The sequence below is a fragment of the Vibrio sp. 10N.286.51.E5 genome (assembly GCF_041469125.1).
In the GTDB taxonomy this organism is placed as follows: domain Bacteria; phylum Pseudomonadota; class Gammaproteobacteria; order Enterobacterales; family Vibrionaceae; genus Vibrio; species Vibrio crassostreae_C.
This window is the reverse complement of the sequence record NZ_JBFRJZ010000020.1, coordinates 16757-37954: the sequence shown is the minus strand read 5'-3', so window position 1 is coordinate 37954 and position 21198 is coordinate 16757. Positions and strand designations below refer to the sequence as shown.

General features: G+C 43.6%; 19 protein-coding genes. 13 read left to right on the top strand and 6 right to left on the bottom strand.

Annotated features, from left to right (window positions below):
* Positions 1-77 precede the first annotated feature (77 nt).
* Positions 78-2642, top strand: coding sequence for an ATP-binding protein (locus tag AB4161_RS07025; protein WP_372083092.1), 2565 nt, complete (start codon positions 78-80; stop codon positions 2640-2642).
* A 31-nt stretch (positions 2643-2673) separates the two neighbouring features.
* Here the strand turns inward: AB4161_RS07025 and AB4161_RS07020 are convergent, their stop codons facing one another.
* The 3 genes from AB4161_RS07020 to AB4161_RS07010 form a co-directional block, all read right to left on the bottom strand.
* Positions 2674-2910: a hypothetical protein gene (locus AB4161_RS07020; protein WP_372083075.1), complete on the bottom strand. Its 237-nt coding sequence runs from the start codon at positions 2908-2910 to the stop codon at positions 2674-2676.
* A gap of 166 nt (positions 2911-3076) precedes the next feature.
* Positions 3077-3703: a D-Ala-D-Ala carboxypeptidase family metallohydrolase gene (locus AB4161_RS07015; RefSeq protein WP_372083074.1), complete on the bottom strand. Its 627-nt coding sequence runs from the start codon at positions 3701-3703 to the stop codon at positions 3077-3079.
* Between the two features lie 170 nt (positions 3704-3873).
* Entirely contained in the window at positions 3874-4188 is a 315-nt protein-coding gene (locus tag AB4161_RS07010) for a DUF496 family protein (protein ID WP_004730049.1), read from the bottom strand.
* A gap of 195 nt (positions 4189-4383) precedes the next feature.
* Here AB4161_RS07010 and AB4161_RS07005 point away from each other — a divergent pair, with 195 nt between their 5' ends.
* The 5 genes from AB4161_RS07005 to luxQ all read left to right on the top strand — a co-directional run bounded on the left by AB4161_RS07005 (position 4384) and on the right by luxQ (position 9588).
* Complete coding sequence (locus tag AB4161_RS07005; RefSeq protein WP_017061770.1) at positions 4384-4584, top strand: hypothetical protein; 201 nt, start codon at positions 4384-4386, stop codon at positions 4582-4584.
* 56 nt (positions 4585-4640) lie between these two features.
* A complete protein-coding gene (locus tag AB4161_RS07000; RefSeq protein WP_017061769.1) occupies positions 4641-5297 on the top strand; it encodes a YceH family protein in 657 nt (218 codons plus the stop codon).
* Positions 5298-5612 carry a GIY-YIG nuclease family protein gene (locus AB4161_RS06995; RefSeq protein ID WP_017061768.1) on the top strand — a complete coding sequence of 105 codons (315 nt, stop codon included), beginning with the start codon at positions 5298-5300 and terminating at the stop codon, positions 5610-5612.
* A gap of 308 nt (positions 5613-5920) precedes the next feature.
* On the top strand, positions 5921-7015 hold the full coding sequence (locus AB4161_RS06990; RefSeq protein WP_371720949.1) for an autoinducer 2-binding periplasmic protein LuxP: 1095 nt from the start codon (positions 5921-5923) through the stop codon (positions 7013-7015).
* Positions 7015-9588: a quorum-sensing autoinducer 2 sensor kinase/phosphatase LuxQ gene (gene luxQ, locus AB4161_RS06985; protein WP_372083073.1), complete on the top strand. Its 2574-nt coding sequence runs from the start codon at positions 7015-7017 to the stop codon at positions 9586-9588. Before AB4161_RS06990 ends, luxQ begins: the two co-directional genes overlap by 1 nt.
* Positions 9589-9647: 59 nt before the next feature.
* On the opposite strand, the gene AB4161_RS06980 is transcribed toward luxQ, so the two are convergent.
* Positions 9648-10307, bottom strand: coding sequence for a PilZ domain-containing protein (locus AB4161_RS06980; protein ID WP_017066093.1), 660 nt, complete (start codon positions 10305-10307; stop codon positions 9648-9650).
* Positions 10308-10501: 194 nt separating this feature from the next.
* Between AB4161_RS06980 and AB4161_RS06975 the strand changes: the two genes are divergently transcribed.
* Positions 10502-10852, top strand: coding sequence for a HopJ type III effector protein (locus tag AB4161_RS06975; protein WP_017061764.1), 351 nt, complete (start codon positions 10502-10504; stop codon positions 10850-10852).
* Positions 10853-10986: 134 nt separating this feature from the next.
* Here the strand turns inward: AB4161_RS06975 and AB4161_RS06970 are convergent, their stop codons facing one another.
* On the bottom strand, positions 10987-11295 hold the full coding sequence (locus AB4161_RS06970; protein ID WP_080582242.1) for a DUF1289 domain-containing protein: 309 nt from the start codon (positions 11293-11295) through the stop codon (positions 10987-10989).
* A gap of 160 nt (positions 11296-11455) precedes the next feature.
* Here AB4161_RS06970 and yegD point away from each other — a divergent pair, with 160 nt between their 5' ends.
* From yegD to AB4161_RS06950, 4 genes are all read left to right on the top strand, one after another.
* Entirely contained in the window at positions 11456-12808 is a 1353-nt protein-coding gene (gene yegD, locus AB4161_RS06965; RefSeq protein ID WP_017064846.1) for a molecular chaperone, read from the top strand.
* A 492-nt stretch (positions 12809-13300) separates the two neighbouring features.
* Complete coding sequence (locus AB4161_RS06960; RefSeq protein ID WP_372083072.1) at positions 13301-14359, top strand: porin; 1059 nt, start codon at positions 13301-13303, stop codon at positions 14357-14359.
* Positions 14360-14648: 289 nt separating this feature from the next.
* The gene (locus tag AB4161_RS06955) at positions 14649-15281 is read left to right on the top strand and encodes a fumarylacetoacetate hydrolase family protein (protein WP_372083071.1); all 633 of its coding nucleotides are present in this window, start codon (positions 14649-14651) and stop codon (positions 15279-15281) included.
* A gap of 150 nt (positions 15282-15431) precedes the next feature.
* The gene (locus AB4161_RS06950; RefSeq protein WP_017068640.1) at positions 15432-16064 is read left to right on the top strand and encodes a LysE family translocator; all 633 of its coding nucleotides are present in this window, start codon (positions 15432-15434) and stop codon (positions 16062-16064) included.
* 107 nt (positions 16065-16171) lie between these two features.
* Here AB4161_RS06950 and AB4161_RS06945 read toward each other — a convergent pair whose 3' ends face one another.
* Positions 16172-17878: a phospho-sugar mutase gene (locus AB4161_RS06945; protein ID WP_372083070.1), complete on the bottom strand. Its 1707-nt coding sequence runs from the start codon at positions 17876-17878 to the stop codon at positions 16172-16174.
* A gap of 454 nt (positions 17879-18332) precedes the next feature.
* Between AB4161_RS06945 and coxB the strand changes: the two genes are divergently transcribed.
* Together coxB and ctaD are read left to right on the top strand one after the other, a co-directional pair.
* Complete coding sequence (gene coxB, locus AB4161_RS06940) at positions 18333-19535, top strand: cytochrome c oxidase subunit II (RefSeq protein ID WP_017064841.1); 1203 nt, start codon at positions 18333-18335, stop codon at positions 19533-19535.
* Positions 19532-21193 (top strand): cytochrome c oxidase subunit I, encoded by a 1662-nt coding sequence (ctaD, locus tag AB4161_RS06935; RefSeq protein ID WP_372083069.1) that lies wholly within the window; start codon positions 19532-19534, stop codon positions 21191-21193. The genes coxB and ctaD overlap by 4 nt, the downstream gene beginning before the upstream one ends.
* The last annotated feature ends 5 nt before the right edge of the window (positions 21194-21198 follow it).

Genomic DNA, 21198 nt, shown 5'->3' with positions numbered 1-21198 from the left:
AGGGAGTAGTTATAAAAATGATAAACATGTCAATTAGATGGCGTCTTATTTTTCTTTCCACGGTTTCTGTACTCATTATGTTCGGGTTTACAGTGAATGAAGTGCTTAAGAACGATGAGAAGATGAATCACCTTGAAACAACGCGTATTAAGGTCGAAGCGCTTCAATTTTTTAATACGGTTTCAAGTGATGCTTATCGATGGTTGGTGCTGTCTAATGACTCCCCTGAGAAAGGTCAGTTGCTTTTAACACTGCAATCAGAACTGGATAGACTGACTCAGTATGGAATGCGACTTCAACGGTTCGACAGCAATTGGAGTATTGACCCTCAGTTAGCTGAATTGAAAAAGTTGTTGATGATCCTAGCTAGTACACCTGAAACGACAGACAGCAGAAAATTGACAGAGCGCGCTTTCGACTTGTTAAAAGACGTGCTGATGGAGCTGTCCGAATATCGCATGGCTTTAGTCGATGGCAATATTGGTCAAGCGGAAGCGATGTTTATCAATCTTACGCATTATGTGTTTTGGACTCAGAGAGAAGCGTGGTTAAGCTTCAGTTTGAATCGCTCCCCAGAGTTTAAAAACCAATACTTGCTTAGCTATGTCGCTGCTCTAGAGAGGCAGCAACAGCTATTAGATACATTTTTCCGTTCGGATACGCGTTCTCCAAACATTAGACAGTTGCTAAACGCTGTCGCCAAAGATGAATTCCAAGACAAATTTACATCTCGAATCCTCAAAGGGGACTTTTCATCACCCGAAATATATCAACACTTGAAAAGCTTAGAGGTTAAAAAACGGGCTATTTCAAACGCGATTGGCGCTTACACCAATCAAATACAGTTTGAACTGACCAAGAATATCGCGTTGCAGAAAAGGCAAACCTTGGTCATGACGTTGCTTATACTCATCGCTTCTGGTGTTTTGATGTGGCTTGGGGTTGCGACATCTCTGCGCTTAAACAAAAACCTGTCGATTATTTTGAAAGGTGTGTCGGAATGCGCTGATAGCTACGGCCAGCCAAAGGTGATTCGTATCCAAGGGAACGATGAGCTTGCCGAGTTCACTGAAACCCTAAATCGAGTGATGGAACGCAACTATCTGCACAACAAAGAGTTGATAACAGCAAAAGAAGACGCGATTTCGGCTAACAAAGCCAAAAGCGCATTCTTAGCAAATATGTCACATGAAATACGCACGCCACTTAACGGGATCATTGGCATGGCTGAGATCTTATCTCAAAGCCAACTGAGCCCAAATCAACAAGAAGTACTGGGGGATATCGAATCGTCCTCTCACTCTTTACTGGTGCTGCTGAATGACATACTCGACCTGTCTAAAATCGAGTCGGGTAACTTGATGTTGTCACCACACAATGCTGATTTGCGAGAAGCGGTTTATGACTCTGTGAGTGTGATTCAGTCGAAAGCGATAAGTAAGGATATTGAGCTCGACATCAATATCGATTATCAAACGCCGTCACAACTGTTTTTCGATGAGTACCGCGTGAGACAGGTGCTGACCAATCTGCTTTCTAATGCCATCAAATTTACCTCTAAGGGCACAATTACAACTGACATTGCTTATACACCTATGTCTATGGGCAGGGGCAAGCTTGAATGCAGCGTGTCTGATACCGGGATTGGGATTGAGCCCGAGAAGTTAGAGTCCATATTTGAACCTTTCACTCAAGAAGATGGCAGCATTACCCGTCAATTTGGCGGTACGGGGTTAGGGCTTGCGATTTGTCGACAGCTTGTTGATTTGATGGGTGGTTACATTACCGCGCGTTCAGTGAAAGGAGAGGGCTCTACATTCACTTTTTGTTTGTATGTCGATGTTGTAGAAGCGCCTGTTCAAACTTTCGATAACCTGAGCCGAGCGACCATCATCTCGAACTCTTTCAATTACCTCGATCAGCTCGTTAAAGAGTGTGAGCGTTTGAATGTTCGAGCCAATGTGGTGTCATCCATTGCTGCCCTTAGTGAAAGTGTAAAAGAAAGTGACTTCATACTTTATTGTCATACCTTGCACCACTCTATGGAAAAAGATCTTGCGACGTTGAAGGTGATATATCCTCTTGCTCGCGTCATCGTTTGTCAGCATCACCTATTTAAAACCAACCTAATCAGAGAAACGGTCCACTCGACTCATACCTTGCCATTCTTGGGCCGACGTTTCTTAACCAGCTTACAATCTCTCGATGTGGGCGAAGAGCAAACGCCTCAAGTGGAAGCAAAAGATGAAGAAGTTCGCTCTCTGAATCGACGCATTTTGATCGTTGAAGACAATCTGATGAATCAAAAAATAGCGAGCTTCTTCCTTGAGCAAGCGGGTTATGAATATTTGATTGCCAGTAATGGCCAAGAAGCGGTGGATGTCATCACCCAGGGTGCTCAGTTTGATGCAGTCTTAATGGACTGCATGATGCCTGTTATGGATGGCATAACGGCGACTCGTGCGATACGTCAGTGGGAAGCCGATCAACAAGTCACACCATTACCCATCATAGCTTTAACCGCCAGTGTTCTAGAAGAAGACATCAAAGATTGTTTTGAAGCCGGTATGAACGCCTACTTACCTAAACCCTATAAATCTCACCAGCTGTACGATCTTTTCAGTAGCCTTGATATTGTCTAGGGCTCCCGTATCAAGGCTAGCGCGGCGCTACTTAACGAACTTCCAATCCAAGGTTGTATTGTGCAAGGCAACGACCGACATAGCTGATGTTCAGCAAGGCTGCGACTAAGATGGTGCTGATGTGGGCGACGATTTGAATTGGCCGTGAGAAGTGATCGGCCATTGGATAAGCAACAATAATACTGAGAAGCATAAGCAAGGTTGTGATAGCTAGACTGAAGTTTGAAACAGAAAGCAGAGTTTGAAAGCGTTGAGTCATCGTCTTCATATTGAATTCCTAATTGCTATTAATAATTATGATACTTGTTATTAATATCAATTAGCGTTCCAGTTTTAATTTACATTTAAAATCATAATCTTATGTAATTTCGCTTGTTTTTAGAGTCTAAGTGACACGTGCAAATTGCAGGTCTTTATGACTTGATCGTGTTTCTTTACCATTGTCTAAACCCACAAGTATCGATGTGGAATCGAACACCTGAATATAAACCAAGCCCAACATTATTTTTTTGCCCGAATTCCGAATGAATATTTTTAAGTTTCACGTGTAGATCTTCGCGAGTAATGTCATTTGCAGGCACTAGGTCTAAGGCACAAAACTCTAAGTGCTTACTTCGCAGTGCACCACCAGCTTGTTGATTGTAGATATCGGTTCGCTCTCCAGATACTGGTATAACAACACCGATTTCAGGCTCAATATATTGTTGTATGTACTTTAGGGTATTGATCATGTTTGGCACATGTTTCTTATTTGGGAGGGTAAACAAGGTTGTATTACTCATTGCCCAATCCGTCCCTTGCAATAGAACGAGATGCAGAGGCATGCTCTGAGTAACGCCATTGTCCTTGAGTTGTTGTCCGATTGCTCTCACTTGGTCTTGAGCGTGATTGAGGAGCATCCAACCTCGAAATGCTGATCGGGTCGGAACCTTGTAGCCATGAACATCGACCACGAGATCGTCATAAGTGATTTCTGTCTCTTCAGTGTAAAGTCTCTCAAATTCTTCGGGGTAGGGCTGAGTTGATGATAGCGCTAAGGTAATCAGAATACTTGCGTACATAGGGTCACTCCATTGCTTGCGTTTACTTAGTAACTTACCTTCACTTGATAACTTGCTGTCACCAAATCATTTACGTTCAATTAAGTATAGACGATAGAATTTACGTACAAAAAAACCCACTACAAAGAGTGGGTTGCTAACATTATTGCAAGTCAATTTACTCGGTTAGATTACTTCTTACCTTGGGTTTGCTTGTCTTCTTCTGTTAGTTCACGAATACGACGGCTGATATCGCGACGCGCTTTAGAAATCTCTGCGCTCTTAATGATGTGGTCATCAACACGGTCTTCGTAGTCAGCTTTCATATTTTTGATAATGCCTAGGATCTCGTCGTGGGTCATCTCTGGCTTGATGTAATCAAGTAGGTTATCAAGAAGGTCGACACGCTTACGGTTGTCACGAACTTTCTTTTCGTTGTCTAAAAGTTCACGCTTAAGTTTGTTCTTACGTCGTGCTTGGTTAACAATTTCAAATACGCTGCTCATAGATTCCTTTTCCTATTCGTCAAATACGTTGTCTGCTTCTGATTAAAGCACATCAATTGATGATGTAACAGTCTTTAGATCAAAGCAAAAGTAAGGTTGTTTAATTATTCGTCACTCTCGCTGATGTGTGATTGTTTTTATCTTACCGTTCAAGTTAGTATCCCATGTAGATACTGCATTGATACGAAATGTGAAATGAATCAACAACAATTGGAAAACGAAGAATTGGACGAGAATGTCACTGAATCTTCAGCAGAACAAAACAAGCTTCGTGATGCGTATGTACAAGAGCGTACTTATTTGGAAGTCGTGGAAATAGAGCTAAACCGTTCTAAGATCATAATGATTGATGAACAGGGCAGAAAGAAACGAGTACCAATTTTGTCTGAACACTAGTTACTGCATTGTTAGGTGTTGAGATGGAATTATCAAAATAATAAAAAGGAAAAACGATGAACACAGTACTTTCCCCAATTGAAGCGAGAATTATCGGTTGTTTGATCGAGAAAGAAGTCACTACTCCCGATCATTACCCACTGACACTGAACAGTTTAACCACGGCATGCAATCAAAAGAGTAACCGTGAACCTGTTCTCTCTCTTTCTGAGTCAGATGTTTTAGATGCAGTTGATGGTTTAATCGGACGTCGCATGGTGAGTGATGAGAGCAGCTTCAATAGCCGTGTTAATAAGTATCAGCATCGTTTCTGCAACACTGAGTTCGGCGATCTGCAATTTACAGAGCAAGAGCGTGCAATCATCTGCTGTATGTTACTGCGCGGTGCGCAAACACCCGGTGAACTTCGTACTCGAACGGGTCGCCTTGCAAACTTTAGTGATGTGAAAGAAGTAGAAGCAACATTAGACAAACTCGCTGCAAGAGAAGCAGGTGCCTTGGTTGTGAAGCTGCCACGCGAAGCGGGTAAACGTGAATCACGCTACCAGCATTTGTTGAGCGGTGAAGTGGACGTTGAAGCGTTTGCGATGGCATCAGTAAGCGCGGCTGCCCCCTCTGCAACGAGTGAAAAGTTTGAAGAGCTTGAGTCTGAAGTTGCAAGCCTACGAGCAGAAGTGGCAGAGCTTAAGGCTCTGGTTGAATCACTGCTTTAAATGTCAGATGCTGATAAAAATGCGGATTGGGTCGTGTACTTGATCCGCAATCGTCACAATGCCCTTTATTGTGGCGTGACGAACAATCTAGAACGTCGATTTGAACAACATCAAACCGGTAAAGGCGCCAAAGCTTTAAAAGGTAAAGGCCCACTTAAGCTGGTTTGGAGCTTTGGTGTTGGCTCAAAAAGTGAGGCGTTGAAAACCGAATACGCGATCAAGCAGTTGCCCAAATCCCGCAAAGAAAAACTGGTATCACTCAAACTGATTATTGAGTGGCAAAAAGACAAAATTCAATATATCGAAGTCTCATAATTCATAGCTAAAATGTTTGTTATTGATTAAATCTTAATAGTGTAAGGAGCTATATCGGCTCTAGCTAAGCTTATGAATTTAAATGGTAATTACTCTTACCGTGAATGGGCTGAAATCATAATTTAACTCGTTGTTCTTAATCTCCATTCCAAATTAACATATTGCTCATTTAGAATGTCGTTCTAATTAGTGTTAGACGCTATCATTTATCATCGTTGTCCTACATAATATCCATTAGCCATACAAAGAGATGGTGTCATGCTAGGTTAAAAAATGAGCCAAAGTAGCTCATATAAAACGAGAAAAATATGAAACGTTTACTGATGTTGTTTGGACTTGCCGTATTTTCTGCGTCCGCTCTCTCCCATGGTACTCATGTCCTCAATGGGTACTGGGAATACCAAGATTATCTTTCCACTTTTCCAGAACAAAGAGCATTGACCGATAAAATGGTCGAGGCTGTACAAAATCACCCTGTGCCACTGAGAAGAATCCAAGACAAACCAATTACGATTTCCGTGGTGTATCCGGGCCAACAGATCTCGGATTACTGGGTTCGCAATATTCAAGCTTTTGAGAAGCGTCTCGATAGGCTGAAGATCCGCTATCAAATAAATCAAGTGTTTACCCGTATTAATGCCGATCTCGCGCAGCAGAGTATTTCGTTGCAAGAAGCGATTGAAAACAAGACGGATTATTTGATTTTCACGCTAGATACCACGCGCCACCGCAAGTTTATCGAGCACGTGTTGACCTCTACAGACACCAAACTGATTCTTCAAAATATCACGACGCCAGTGCGAGCTTGGGCAGATAGACAGCCATTTATGTATGTGGGTTTTGACCATGCGACAGGCAGTTTAAAACTGGCGGACTATTTTAAACAAGTAAGTCCGCCAGACAGTAAGTATTCTGTTTTGTATTACTCACAAGGCTATATCAGTGATGCGCGTGGAGATACTTTTATCCATGAAGTGAATACGGATACCAACTTTACCCTTAAGTCTTCGTTTTACACAAAATCAAACAAAGACAGTGGCTACCAAGCGGCTAAAATCAGCATAGAGAACGATAAGGATCTAGACTTTATCTATGCATGTTCAACGGATGTCGCTCTCGGTGCAATGGAAGCGATTCGTGAATCGGGCCAAGACATCTTAGTGAATGGTTGGGGAGGCGGCTCTGCTGAACTTGAAGCCATTGCAAGGGGCGACCTAGATGTTACTGTCATGCGTATGAACGACGATACAGGCATTGCAATGGCAGAGGCGATCAAGTGGGATCTAGCCGGTTTGGAAGTGCCTACCGTTTACTCTGGTGAATTTGAAATTGTCACCAAGGAAGATTCCCCAGAACGTATTTCAGAACTTAAACAGCGAGCATTTAGGTACTCAGGTCACTAATGAAGAAAAGTTACGCCAGTACACCTAGAAACACTTTAGCTAGACTCATTACGCGTATCGTTATTTTGGTGATAGGCGTGATGGCACTTGGCGTGCTTATTCATAATTATGAAACCAGCAGTAATATCGTACAGCAAGAGACGAATCGAACGGTACAGCAAACCTCAAGCCTGATCCAAAACATGTTTGATTATCGTTTGTCGGTGCTGCAAATCCATCAAGACAGTAGCTCACACAGTGAAACTCTCAGAGAGTACTTTGATACGGGTAATGACGAGACTCTGAGCTACTTTTTCTTTGGTGTTGACCAACGTGAACCGGATCATGCACCAGATTTACGCTTTGTCTCAACCCACGATGGTTTGGCTTGGGAAGACGGCAACAGTCAATTTTATGGTTTGGATGAGTCCAACTTAAAGCATATTTCTGATGAGGTTTCGTTCAGCAGTAATTGGCATTTTATTAAACTGAGGACAGATATAGGTAAGCGTCACTTGTTGGCTCGCCGTACCCCTATTGTTGATAACGCTACTGGGGAAGTCCTTGGTCAACTCTATATCGCCATTGTGCTTGACAACAACTTCTCTTTGGCTGAGTCAATCCAACAGGGCAGTAATAGCGAAAATATCGTGATTGAAGCGCACGGTACACCGGTGACATCGACATTCAGTGGTGATGAAAGCTACACCATTACTGACATCCTCAATTACCAAATGTACGAACAGTTGCCGCGTCATTTCGTTACCATCGCAACCATTAAGATTAATGCTGTTGAAACTCCTTTAATCATTCGAGCTGTTCAAAAAAATAATAATTTCATTGCGTTAGAAGAGAATTATCAGCGTGCGATCATCGTGGTGATTGTGGTGATCATATTGATGTCTTTTTTTGCTCGAACTTGGATTCAAAAGAGAGTCTCAGCCGAGCTTGATAAGCTAATGGACTTTACTCGTTCGGCAAGTGCTAGCGAAGAGTACAACAAGTTCGATGGCTCTAACATTTTCGAATTTCACCATATTGGTTGTACTCTTGAAGACACCTTTGAGCGCTTATCTGAACAGAATCAAAAATTCCAAGATCTCTTTAACTTTGCTCATTCGCCTATCTTAGTTTGGTCTGAAAAAGGCGATTTGATTCAGATGAACCCCGCCGCTCGCATGGCGTTGTTCGATGCTGATGACAATTATGGTCCAATTGCCCAAGAGTTTGAGCAGCGAATGCTGCCTAATATTCAAATGGTGGTTCAGGGTTCTAAACTGACGGGTATTAACGTACCCATTGGTGAAAAGGTGTTTCGTTGGAACATGTCTGCTATTCGCGTGGAACACGGCATCACAGGAGTGGTGGTACAAGGGCAAGATATTACTAAGCTAATCGAGGCGGAAAGACAGGCTGATCGAGCAAGAGAAGAAGCTGAGCATCTTGCGAATGTGCGAGCAGACTTCTTAGCTAAGATGAGTCATGAGATTCGCACGCCGCTCAACGGTATTCTCGGTGTGTCTCAGCTGCTCAAGCGCTCTATGCACAATGAAGATAATCGCGAGCAGGTGGATGTACTGTGTAATAGTGCGGAACATTTACTGGCGGTACTTAACGATATCTTGGACTTCTCAAAGATTGAGCAAGGGCAGTTTAATATTCAAAAGAAAGACTTCCGTTTAGGGGAGTTAGTTAATACCTTAGACAGCATCTATCGACCGCTGTGTGAAGATAAATCCGTCGAATTTACCATTGTGAATCACTTGGTTGATGACATTGAAATCAATACCGACCAAGTACGCCTCAATCAGATCATGTTTAATCTGTTGAGTAATGCTTTTAAATTCACTCATCAAGGCGGTATCTCCGTCAGCTTTGAGATCGAGAGTATCTTTAACTCCGATCACGCCAGCTTGATCGTTCGAGTGAAAGATTCTGGCATTGGTATTGATGAAAGCAAAATTGATGCTGTTTTTGAACCCTTTGTTCAAGCCGAAGAGACCACCACTCGTGAATATGGTGGCACTGGTTTAGGACTTACAATTGTAAAAAATCTGGTCGATATGCTGGAAGGGGACATTCAAGTCCGCAGCGTGATAGGTCAAGGCTCAGAGCTCACGATAGAAATTCCTGTAGTCGTACACGCCAAGCCGCTATTAGTCGATGCTAAGCAACAAGCTGAGGTTGAGCCAGAGGCGTTGTTTAGTCGACCTTTGAATGTGTTGCTGGTGGAAGACAATCACACCAACGCCTTTATTGCTCAGGCTTTCTGTAAGAAATATGGCATGGTCGTCACCTGGGCAAAAGATGGCTTAGAAGCGATTGAGATGGCTAAGACGATTACCTATGACTTGATCTTGATGGATAACCAACTCCCTAATCTCGGTGGTGTTGAAACCACTCAGCAGCTAAGAGGTGAGATTGGTGTGTCAGCCCCTATTTATGCGTGTACCGCTGATGCTCAAGAGTCAACTAGAGACAGCTTTATGGCCGCAGGGGCGAATTACGTGATTGTAAAGCCGATTAAAGAAGAGTCGCTCCACCAAGCGTTTGTTCATTTCAAAAACTCATACTGGAATGACACAGAGCACTAGGCTTTAACTTAGTGCTCTTTAATGGAGTCTGTTGAAGAGAAGTAACTAATTTTCTGCCTTTATATCGAGCCAGCGACAAAGGCTTGTTCCAATAGCAGCGTTTTCAACTCATCACTCATATCTAGGTGTTCAGGGAATTGGATACCTAGCAGCCAGCCTTGTCTTTGCCTTTTCTTACTTACCACCTTGTAGACAAGATCGTCATCTAAGTACTCATTTAAGTCAGAATTAACTTTTATCTTCCAGCCGACATCAATATCTGATTGCTGGGTAAGATAGATACCGCACCCTGACGCTGAAAAGTCGACTAGTGTGGCATCCAGCGACAAGGTATCAAAAGTGACTTCACAGCTGAGACGTACTTTATACCTTTCGTGTTCACGAATAGGCTTGGTTGCAAAGTTTGAGGGTGGGCGAAGGAAGATTAGATGTGCTGGAGAGGTGATATGAGCCAGTACATTGGTTTTGAACGCGACAATGTGCCCAAGTTCGGTGTCGGTAATCGCACGAACAATAATATCAACGTTTGTGAGCTTTCTCAGCGTCAGTGCTTCTGTCGCTTTTTGCGTAAGCTCTAGGATGAGGTACTGATCTTCTTTGTGTCCGATATAAAGTGTACTGATCTGGATTGAGTCGTCTGGGCCAAATTCCAATACACCTGCTGTTTTTGTACCTGGCTTTAGGTATCTGAACAGTTCTAAGTTTTTATCTTTATGCATATTCGTTACTGAACAATGTTAATCGTTTGATAAAATAATATAACGCCCTGATAAAACTATGTCATTAGTTTCATTGAAGTAAATAGCAGCGTACAACAAAAAAGTGAATCGCTATCTCAAGTAAACAACGGCTTACTCTTGTCGTAAAACAAGATACACTGCTGACAGATATATACTTGATGGAGAAATAGTAAATGGAACTGGAAACCTTATTGAATACTCTGGCTGAAACCCCAGAGGCCGTGCAATTTGAAGATACAATGCAAGTGATCGAAGCTCACTATGATTTTTCTGAGCGCGAATTTCGCAATGGTGAGGTAGTGAACGCTGCAGGGCAGAATAATGGTTCGTGCAAGATTTTTGCTTTTGGTTTAGAGCAAGGCCTATCAGCAGAGCAAACACTTGCTTGTTTTGGTCAATTTTATCGTAACGACGTGCTAGGTTTTCCTGAGAACAGCGACCATCAAAATATTCGTAACTTTATGGTTCATGGCTGGAATGGTATCCAGTTTTCTCAGCCTGCGCTGGTTGCAAAAGTGAAGTAGACACTAACCAGGTAACGATTAGGTCGAAATTTAATCTCAGTATTTTGAAGCGAGAAAACAACCTCTCGCTTTTTTTGTCTATGTTGAACTGGCTAGTAACTTGCTATCCAGTAACTTACTAAATGGGCTCTAAACTACTGAACGGGCAGGGCAGACAAGCACTTACGACACATACAAACTCCAGCCTTTGGAATATCGCTAGTATCTCGTTTTTCTAACTCAAAACACCAACACGTCTCTTTGCCCGCACTGATATCGCATTGAGCTGGCTCATTACACTGTGGACATTGGTGAGTCGAACTCGCGCCACTAAGATTATCCATAACCGACGTTTGCTCTTCTTCAGATAAGCCTTTCCAACCTATAATTTCATCCATTGTTCGAAAGCAGCCACTACACATTCCGCCATTATTTTTACAAGCCGCTCGGCAAGGTGTTTTCATTTCTCTAACCTGTGATTCATTTGGGCTGAAATGTAGCATATTTGTTTCTTCTTGAAGAGCCGTTAAGCTAAGAAATTACTCAGTTAAATTTAGAAATGACCTCGTAATTTTTAGGCTTTTCATGTAGCATCTCGCCCCTTTTGTTGAGTGGGGGGATATTATGTTTATTGGATTTGATTATGGAACAGCGAACTGTTCTGTCGCGGCGATGGTTAATGGAGAGCCAAGCCTGTTACCGCTAGAAGGTAACAACCACTATATTCCCTCAACCGTGTTTGCGCCTACTCGTGAGAGTGTTTCTGAACATCTATTCCGCCACTTGAATATCAAGCCGAGTGATGCGATCGGTGAGCAAGTACTACGACGTGCGATTGCGCTGAACAGAGAAGAGAGTATCGACTTAGTGCCAGAAGACATGGCATTTGGTCAGGCTGCGTTGGACTTATATTTAGAAGACCCTCGCGATGTTTATTATGTTAAGTCCCCTAAATCTTTCCTTGGCGCGAGTGGACTGCATGATGTGCAGGTGAGCTTTTTCGAAGATTTAGTGTGCGCCATGATGGCAAATATCAAGAATCAAGCCGAACTCACGACTCAAGAGCAGATCAAGCAAGCTGTTATCGGCCGACCAATTAACTTCCACGGTCGAGGTGGTGAAGAGGCGAACAGACAAGCTGAAGACATACTGTCTCGCGCAGCTAAGCGTGCCGGTTTCCTTGATATCGCTTTTCAATTTGAGCCCGTAGCCGCAGGCCTTGATTACGAAAGCACATTAACTGAAAACCAAACAGTATTGGTTGTTGATATTGGCGGTGGTACCACCGATTGCTCATTATTAGAAATGGGACCAACGTGGTCTGGTAAAGCGGATCGTACCCAGAGCTTGTTGGCACACAGTGGGCAAAGGGTAGGGGGGAATGACCTCGATATCTATCTTGCATTCAAACAACTGATGTCACCTTTTGGTATGGGCAGCAAAGGCATTTCGGGTATTGATATGCCACTGACTCAATTCTGGAACCCAATTGCGATTAATAATGTTGAAGCTCAAAAGAACTTCTATTCAAGAGAAAACCTAGCGGCATTAAAATTACTTCGTAAAGAAGCGTCAGAGCCTCAAAAGCTAGAACGTTTGATGAAGGTTTATCACGACACTTTGGGTTACGGTATTGTGCGTAGAGCGGAAGAGGCCAAGATTGCGCTGGCAGAATCCCCTCAATATCGTGCTGCGATTAATGTTGCCTCTGAACTGGTCGAGGTAGATATCTCAGTCGAACAGATGGTTGAAGCGATTGAAACACCAAAGTCTAAGATGATTGAGTTGGTTAAAGAAGCGATTCAACAAGGCCAGAAAAAGCCAGACGTAATCTACATGACGGGTGGTTCCGCTCGTTCACCGATACTTCGTGAAGCCGTACAACAAGCTGTGCCGAATGTACCGATTGTGAGTGGTAATTACTTCGGTTCAGTAACTGCAGGTTTAGCTCGTTGGGCTGAGGTTTGCTTCAAATAAGAGTTCAATGATGAGTTATGAAGGGCAACCAGTTGCTGATTGGTTGCCCTTTTTTTGTTTTTCTCTAATGAACTTTCTATTGAACGATTTTTCCTAGCTCATATTGGGATTTGTTTCACAAAGCTAAATATTTCAGCTGAGCTCTACGTGTTACAAAATGTTTCAAAGGCAAAGGCGAGCCTCTCGATGGTCTGATGAGTTACCTTGGGTTTAGATTTTTAATGCTTTTTTAGTGATTATAAAATCAAAAATAATCAAAGTATTTATCTCAAAGAATGAAAGGAGATTTCAGTAATTGTCTTGTTAATCAACTGTTTTAAAAGGTATTTTTGTTTTTTATAGTGCGATTTTTTTTATTTTATATATTTTAATGCAACTTTCTTGTCATTCGTATATTAGGGTTTGCCTACTTGTTAAATGCAGGTAACAACTTCTCCGTAAGCACGAGGTTGTTAGTGAATAACTCACCCAGTTACATAATGGACATGACAAATGAATAAGAAACTTTTAGCGCTAGCAATTTCTGGTGCAGTATTTGGTACACAGGCAGTTGCAGTAGAACTTTACAACGAAGACGGCACAACATTCTCAGTTGGCGGTCACGTTTCAGTTGCAGTTGGTGATGTAAACAGCGACGATCGTCAAAACAGCGATGACATCGGTGTTGAAACTGTTTCTCCACGTATCAACTTCGGTGCAACTCACGAACTTGGTAACGGCTTTACTGCTGATGCTAAAGGTGAATGGGCGCTAAACATGCTTGACGGTGGTGATCAGTCATTCACAACTCGTCTTGGCTACATTGGTCTAACTCATGAAGACTTCGGTCGTGGTGTTGTTGGTACTCAATGGGCGCCATACTACAACGTTGCTGGTGTTGCAGATATGCCAATCGCATTCGCGAATGACTTCATCTACGACGATCACGGTAACCTAGGTACTGGTCGTGGCGAAGAGATGGTGAGTTACGGCAATGCTATCGATTTTGGTAACGCTGGTTCTCTAAACGTAGGTGTTGCATGGCAAGGCCGCAAGACTGATAAAGTTTCAGATACAAACACAAACAAATACGGTAACCGTGCTCAAATTGCATTGAACTACGCAATTGCTGATTTCACAGCAAACTACGCATACAACACTGGTGATGTTACATTTGGTAACATTGGCGGTGGTTCTAAAACCGCTGATTCTAACGTAGTGAGTGCTACTTACGGTTCTTACGGTTCTGAAGGTCTATTCTTAGCTGGTGTTTATGCTATGAATAACTACATGAACTCAAGCGCTGGTGTTGCTTTAGAAGAGACAGTTGCAGTTGAATTACTTGCTTCTTACGCACTTTCTAACAGCCTGAACTTAAGCGTTAACTACGAAGCGGTAGAAGACGACAAGATGAGTGAAACAGTATTTGCTACAACTGCTCTACAAGCTGAGTACAACTTCACATCTCAGTTCGTAGGCTTTGCTGGTTACCAGTTCGACCTACAAGGTTCTGGTGTGTACAAAGAAAAAGCTGACGACCAGTGGCTACTTGGTGCTCGTTACTACCTATAAGTCGCAGACTGATTTAGCATAGTGTTTACTCCTTAGGTTTACCTTTTAGGATACTGTCCTAGACACCATGCTAAGCCCTCTCAAACCTTTTGGTTAGAGAGGGCTTTTTTCGTTTTGGGCTTTTGTCTTGAATGGTGATTTCGCACTATTGCGACCTTCGTATAAACGCTTTCAAATCATCGAATTGAGCTAAAGATCAGAATTTAGATATTGGTAACCATCTTGTCGAAGACTCTCATTTTATGATGCGTTAAACTCTCCACTCAAAAAAATAGTTCAGGGATAAACTATGAGCAGTGTTGTCGATCACGAACAGCTGATGAATTCGAGACGAACAGCAACCCCAACTAAGGTGCTGTGTGTTGGGCGTAACTATGTCGATCACATCGAAGAACTCAATAACGCAATCCCAGACTCTATGGTGGTTTTCAATAAACCAAGTACCAGCGTTACGTCATCCCTGTCTTCTTTTCATCAAGAAGCGCTGCACTACGAAGCAGAGATCTGTTTTATTGTTGAAAACGGTGAATACTCTGCTGTGGGATTCGGCTTAGACCTTACCAAGCGTGAGTTGCAAAGCAGTTTAAAAGCCAAAGGTTTACCTTGGGAGCGTGCCAAAGCCTTTGATGGTTCCGCTGTCTTTAGTCGCTTTGTTCCCGTTGATAATTTTGATCTCTCTGACTTAAACCTAGAATTATTTATTAACTGTGTTCGTGTTCAGAAAGGACATGTTGAGCAGATGCTTTACTCTCCAAAAACTATCCTAGAAGAGCTGTCTTCTTATACCACCTTACTAGACGGCGATGTTGTGATGACAGGTACGCCAAAAGGTGTTGGGGCCGTACATCGAGGCGATATCTTCCTTGGTCGCCTAAAGTGTGGCGATACGACATTGATTGAGATCGAATGGGTAGCAAGTTAATTAGTCTTTTCTATTTAGTTAATAAATTGGCTTTGTCGCTTAATGTTGGTTTTTAATTCGATTAAATAAACGTCGAACAACTGATTGCATCTGGAAGGGTGTTAGTAATTGATATAAAATCCGCCTCCGTTTTTATCAATGCTGACCCTCATGATCGACTTAACCATTTTACCTGTCTACCTGACTGCCGTTGTTGCACTTCTTCTTTTACCTGGCCCTGATATGTTACTGATTGCGAGTTCAAGCATGAGCTATGGCCGTAAGGTCGGCGTGTTTGCAAGCCTAGGTAATGCGACTTCTGGTATCATTCTGACAGTATTAGCGGCTATGGGTGTATCAGCGTTGATCGCAATGAGCCCAATAGCGCTTAAAGCTCTACATTTGTTAGGCGGCGCGTACTTGTTGAAGATGGGATGGGACTGCCTGCGAACAGAGCAGGGTAACGCGCCTGAGTTAAGCGATAACTTTGCAGCAAAAGCCTACTATCAAAGAGCGCTAATCAGTAACCTGCTTAATCCTAAAGCGTTGGTTTTCTTTGTGATGTTTCTGCCTCAGTTTGTGTCGACGAATATTGAAGCGACTTCCGGTCAGCAGATGCTTGTTCTGGGTTTATTACTGAATGTTCTCGGCTTAACGTTTAACTTTTTGCTGGTGGCGTTAGTGGGTACGATTGGTAAATCTCTCGTAGAAAACGCGAAGTTTCGTACCTATCAACAGAAAGTCATGGGCGGAGTTTTCATCGTGTTAGCTATCTGGATGTTGTCTTCTTTCTTTACTTCGTAGACGAATCAAATCAGACATCTTCTCGTGGTTAGCCGCTGAGACAAAAATGGACGCTACGAGCGTCCATTTTTTATATTTAACCGTTACATGTTGAACGCGCTAAATCGCTATGAATTCAACTCTTGTTGGTGTTGTTCAATCAGTTTCTCCATGTACTTCTCACCGCGCAGGCGAGTGTCTTCGTAGGTTTCTGTCCCTTCAAATTTTGTCACCGTCTCATAGTAGACCTTAACTTTTGGCTCAGTACCGGAAGGTCTTACGATAATGCGTGAACCATCTTCGAGATGATAGATGAGTACGTCACTTGCAGGCAGGTTAATGGCTTCAGTATTGCCTCCAATGACGAAGCGTAAAGAAGACTGCAAATCTTCAATTACAGAGATAGCGACACCGTTGATTGCTTTAGGCTGTGCCGAGCGGAGCTTAGAACCAATCGATGGTGAGTCTGGGTCTAGTGCAATACTTCGCTGAGCGTTGGTATGAACCCCATGTTCAAATGAAATTTGAGCGAGAAGATCCCAAACTGTTCGACCTTGAGATTTTAACTCCTCAACCAATTGAGCAAACACGACAATAGCAGACAGCCCATCTTTGTCTCGTACTTGAGTACCAATTGTGTAGCCTAGCGCTTCTTCATAGGCAAACAAGAACTCGTTCTGATCATCTTCTAATTGCATGCCAATATTCGCCAACCATTTAAAACCTGTCAGCGTTTGGAAATAAGTCGCACCATGAGATTGAGCCACTTTTTCAAGTAAGGTTGAAGATACGATACTGTTACCAACTAATTGGTTTTTGGTATGCGGCTTTGAGAGTAGATAATGAGCGAATAGCACGCCGACTTGGTCACCTGTTAGCATTTTGTATGAGCCATCATCTGTTCTCACTGCAACCGCAAATCGGTCTGCATCTGGATCGTTGGCACAAGCAATGTCGGCATCGACACTTTTTGCTAAGTTAACCACCAGATCCATCGCGCCTTTTTCTTCCGGATTCGGGAAGTTGACGGTCGGGAAGTTACCATCGGGCTCTCTTTGCTCGGCGACGCTGAACACCTTATGGAAACCAGAATCGTGAAGTAGATCCTCAGCCATTTGTGCGCCGACACCATGCATTGCGGTATAGGTGATGGTGGTGTTCGCCGATTCGATCTCTTTACTCACGTATGGGCTCTGATTGATCGCAGCGCGGTACGTTTGATAATAGCCTTCAGTTAACCACACCAACTTACCTTGCGTTTCAGCATCACTTAAGCTCATTAAAGGGAGCGGCTTGGTTGATGCGATATCGATTTCAGCGGCAATACCCGCGTCGTGAGGAGGAATGATTTGAGCGCCATTCTCCCAGTACACTTTGAAACCATTGTATTCTGGTGGGTTGTGGCTGGCCGTCACCACAACGGCAGCTGCGGCGTTGAAGTGCTCAATACCAAAAGCAACGATAGGGGTCGCCGCGACGTTCGAGGTTAGATAAACCTTAATGCCTAAAGCCGTGAGTACGGAAGCGGTATCAATCGCGAACTGCTTTGAATCTAAACGGCCGTCATAACCGACGACCACACCGCGGATGGTCGCATTAGCGATATGTTCGATTAAGTAGTGGCCGAGCCCGGTTGCTGTTTCCTGTATGACTAAACGGTTCATTCGATTTGGGCCGCATCCAACTTTGCCTCTAAGTCCTGCCGTTCCGAACTCTAATCGTTGAGTAAAGTGGTCTTCAAGTTCGTCGTGCATTCCCTCATCGATGAGGTGTTGAAGTTCTTCACGAGTTCTTGGATCTGGGTCTCTCGCTAACCAATTCATTGCATCTTGCATAATCACTAAACCTATTAATGTCTGTATGACTTACCGTTGATTTAATTTAAGTGATATTAATTCTCATTTCCATGAAAGCAATCGTAAAACTCGATATAAAATAAATTCCAACGGCACGAGGGCACGTAGATTAAGCCACTTCAAATAATTGACTGTTTAGTAAGTAAACTTACCTTGAATAATTGGATATCACTAACTAGCCTCTTACATAAATATAACAAAATTTAACAAATTCGCCGTTTTTGAATCTTTCATGGAAACCTCCAACGCTTTTGAACCGTATTAGTTCTTGGGTTTATATGAGGTCAGTAGCCTGCTCACAGGCTAGTTCCATGTGAGTTGTAGATTGAGATTCAGCCTTTTCATGTGTAGCCGGAATAACAATGAATGTTGTCCAGTTCGCAACGACATTTAGGTCGCAAGTATCTAATTAGGAAGGACAAGGAGAGATCTTTTGAAAAGATTACTGGTTAGGCTAGCGTGGCTTTTGAAGAGTTTTGTTGTGCTTTTAGTATCGCCTTTAGTGCACGCTAGCAGTGATTACAACATGACTCAAGGCGTCACTGAGATCAGTGGTAAGGTGTATGAACTTCATATGCTGATCTTCTACATCTGTTGTGCGATTGCCTTTGTTGTTTTTGGTGTGATGTTTTATTCGATTTTGAGGCACAGGAAATCGAAGGGCGCAGTTGCTGCCCATTTTCACGAAAGCACGAAAGTCGAAATTCTTTGGACCATCATCCCTATCATCATTCTCATCGCTATGGCGATACCCGCCACCAAAACCTTAATAGCGATGGAAGATACCTCCCAATCAGATCTGACCGTTAAAATCACCGGGTCACAATGGAAATGGCATTACAGCTATTTTGGTGAAGACGTCGAGTTTTACAGCCTTCTAGCGACCAGTGACAAAGAGATTGAAGGCCTCGAAGTGAAAGGCGCGCATTACCTGCTAGAAGTTGATAAGCCGCTGGTACTGCCTGTTGACCGTAAAGTCCGTTTCTTGATGACTTCCGATGATGTGATTCACTCATGGTGGGTGCCAGCATTCGCCGTTAAGAAAGATACCATTCCGGGCTTTATTAATGAGGCTTGGACTAAGATAGATGAGCCTGGTGTTTACCGAGGGCAGTGTGCAGAGTTGTGTGGTCGTGCCCATGGTTTCATGCCGATCGTGGTGCATGCCATGGAAGAAGATGAGTTTGACGCATGGCTAGCGGAGCAGAAAGAGTTAGCGATAGCCGAACAACAAGCCGCAAAAGATGCATTAGGTGCGTCACTTTCCTTGGCGGAGTTGAATACCATCGGTGAAGAGGTTTACAAAACTCGATGTGCGGTTTGTCACCAAGCAAACGGTGAGGGCATTCCTGGAGCATTCCCTGCCATCAAAGGAAGTCCTATTGCCCTTGGTGATGTGGATGTTCATATCGACACAATTGTTTATGGTCGTGGCGGTACGGCGATGCAAGCATTCGATAATCAGTTAACCGAGAAAGAGATCGCAGCGGTAGTAACTTATCAACGAAACGCTTGGGGTAATGATACCGGCGATATTGTTCAGGCCTCAGATATCAACGCTTATAAGGCGAAGCAAGAAGGCAGTTCTGAAAGCTCAACGGATGATGCACAAAATGATGCTAAGGATCAGTTATGAGTTCACCAATCAATAAGCCGGTGAAATCGGCTCCAGCAGAAGATCAAGTACTGAGCCATTCTGCGGAAGGCACCTTGGGCAATAATGATTTGCCTGTTGATGATCACGATTCACATGCGGCACCTAAAGGCTGGGCTCGTTGGCTGTATTCAACCAATCATAAAGACATTGGTACACTTTATTTGTGGTTCAGCTTTGCAATGTTCTTAACGGGCGGCGCAATGGCGATGGTGATCCGTGCGGAGCTGTTCCAACCGGGTTTGCAACTCGTTGAGCCAGATTTCTTCAATCAGATGACTACAGTCCATGGTTTAATCATGGTATTCGGTGCCGTAATGCCTGCATTTACGGGTTTGGCTAACTGGATGATTCCGATGATGATCGGTGCACCAGATATGGCGCTGCCGAGAATGAACAACCTCAGTTTCTGGATCTTGCCTTTTGCGTTTCTAATCTTAATCGGATCTTTGTTTACAGAGGGTGGCGGCCCGAGCTTTGGTTGGACCTTCTACGCGCCACTCTCGACAACTTATGGGCCAGACAGTACCGCGCTATTCGTATTCTCAGTTCATATTATGGGGATCAGTTCGATCATGGGGGCGATTAACGTGATCGTAACCATAGTGAACATGCGCGCACCGGGCATGACTTGGTTCAAGCTACCGATGTTCGTATGGACTTGGTTAATTACCGCTTTCTTGCTGATAGCCGTGATGCCCGTGCTCGCGGGTGCGGTGACCATGGTACTGACTGACAAATATTTTGGGACTAGTTTCTTTGATGCCGCTGGTGGTGGTGATCCCGTCATGTTCCAGCACATATTCTGGTTCTTTGGGCACCCCGAAGTGTACATCATGATCTTGCCGTCTTTTGGTATTGTCTCAGCCATCATCCCTGCATTCAGTGGTAAGCGCCTGTTTGGTTATCACTCGATGGTTTATGCGACCTGTAGTATCGCACTGTTGTCATTTTTGGTTTGGGCACACCACATGTTCACCACGGGTATGCCAGTATTTGCCGAACTGTTCTTCATGTATTGCACCATGTTGATAGCGGTGCCGACCGGTGTGAAAGTCTTCAACTGGGTGGCGACCATGTGGCGCGGTGCTTTGACCTTTGAAACACCAATGCTGTTTGCGATTGCCTTCATTGTTTTGTTTACGATTGGCGGGTTATCTGGATTGATGCTCGCTATCGTGCCAGCTGATTTCCAATACCACGATACTTATTTTGTTGTGGCTCACTTCCATTATGTTCTGGTAACCGGTGCCGTGTTCTCGAGTATGGCTGCTGCCTATTATTGGCTGCCTAAGTGGACCGGACATATGTACGACCACAAGCTCAGCCTGTGGCATTTCTGGACGTCGGTGATTTCAGTTAATGTACTGTTTTTCCCGATGCACTTTTTAGGGTTAGCGGGTATGCCGCGTCGTATTCCTGATTATGCGATTCAGTTTGCTGACGTTAACCAAGTCGTGTCGATTGGTGGTTTTGCGTTTGGGTTGTCTCAGCTAATTTTCTTATGGCTAGCGATTAAGTGCGTAAGAGGGGGAGAGCCTGCGCCAAGTAAGCCTTGGGATAGAGCTGAAGGTCTTGAATGGACAGTACCAAGCCCTGCGCCTCACCACACCTTTACCCATCCGCCGAAAGTGGATTAGAGGGC

Excerpts from the sequence above, each read along its gene's own strand:
- AB4161_RS07025 (WP_372083092.1), top strand. The coding sequence starts at position 78 with ATGTTCGGGTTTACAGTGAATGAAGTGCTTAAGAACGATGAGAAGATG.
- AB4161_RS07020 (WP_372083075.1), bottom strand. The coding sequence starts at position 2,910 with ATGAAGACGATGACTCAACGCTTTCAAACTCTGCTTTCTGTTTCAAAC.
- AB4161_RS07015 (WP_372083074.1), bottom strand. The coding sequence starts at position 3,703 with ATGTACGCAAGTATTCTGATTACCTTAGCGCTATCATCAACTCAGCCC.
- AB4161_RS07010 (WP_004730049.1), bottom strand. The coding sequence starts at position 4,188 with ATGAGCAGCGTATTTGAAATTGTTAACCAAGCACGACGTAAGAACAAA.
- AB4161_RS07005 (WP_017061770.1), top strand. The coding sequence starts at position 4,384 with ATGAATCAACAACAATTGGAAAACGAAGAATTGGACGAGAATGTCACT.
- AB4161_RS07000 (WP_017061769.1), top strand. The coding sequence starts at position 4,641 with ATGAACACAGTACTTTCCCCAATTGAAGCGAGAATTATCGGTTGTTTG.
- AB4161_RS06995 (WP_017061768.1), top strand. The coding sequence starts at position 5,298 with ATGTCAGATGCTGATAAAAATGCGGATTGGGTCGTGTACTTGATCCGC.
- AB4161_RS06990 (WP_371720949.1), top strand. The coding sequence starts at position 5,921 with ATGAAACGTTTACTGATGTTGTTTGGACTTGCCGTATTTTCTGCGTCC.
- luxQ (WP_372083073.1), top strand. The coding sequence starts at position 7,015 with ATGAAGAAAAGTTACGCCAGTACACCTAGAAACACTTTAGCTAGACTC.
- AB4161_RS06980 (WP_017066093.1), bottom strand. The coding sequence starts at position 10,307 with ATGCATAAAGATAAAAACTTAGAACTGTTCAGATACCTAAAGCCAGGT.
- AB4161_RS06975 (WP_017061764.1), top strand. The coding sequence starts at position 10,502 with ATGGAACTGGAAACCTTATTGAATACTCTGGCTGAAACCCCAGAGGCC.
- AB4161_RS06970 (WP_080582242.1), bottom strand. The coding sequence starts at position 11,295 with ATGAAAACACCTTGCCGAGCGGCTTGTAAAAATAATGGCGGAATGTGT.
- yegD (WP_017064846.1), top strand. The coding sequence starts at position 11,456 with ATGTTTATTGGATTTGATTATGGAACAGCGAACTGTTCTGTCGCGGCG.
- AB4161_RS06960 (WP_372083072.1), top strand. The coding sequence starts at position 13,301 with ATGAATAAGAAACTTTTAGCGCTAGCAATTTCTGGTGCAGTATTTGGT.
- AB4161_RS06955 (WP_372083071.1), top strand. The coding sequence starts at position 14,649 with ATGAGCAGTGTTGTCGATCACGAACAGCTGATGAATTCGAGACGAACA.
- AB4161_RS06950 (WP_017068640.1), top strand. The coding sequence starts at position 15,432 with ATGATCGACTTAACCATTTTACCTGTCTACCTGACTGCCGTTGTTGCA.
- AB4161_RS06945 (WP_372083070.1), bottom strand. The coding sequence starts at position 17,878 with ATGCAAGATGCAATGAATTGGTTAGCGAGAGACCCAGATCCAAGAACT.
- ctaD (WP_372083069.1), top strand. The coding sequence starts at position 19,532 with ATGAGTTCACCAATCAATAAGCCGGTGAAATCGGCTCCAGCAGAAGAT.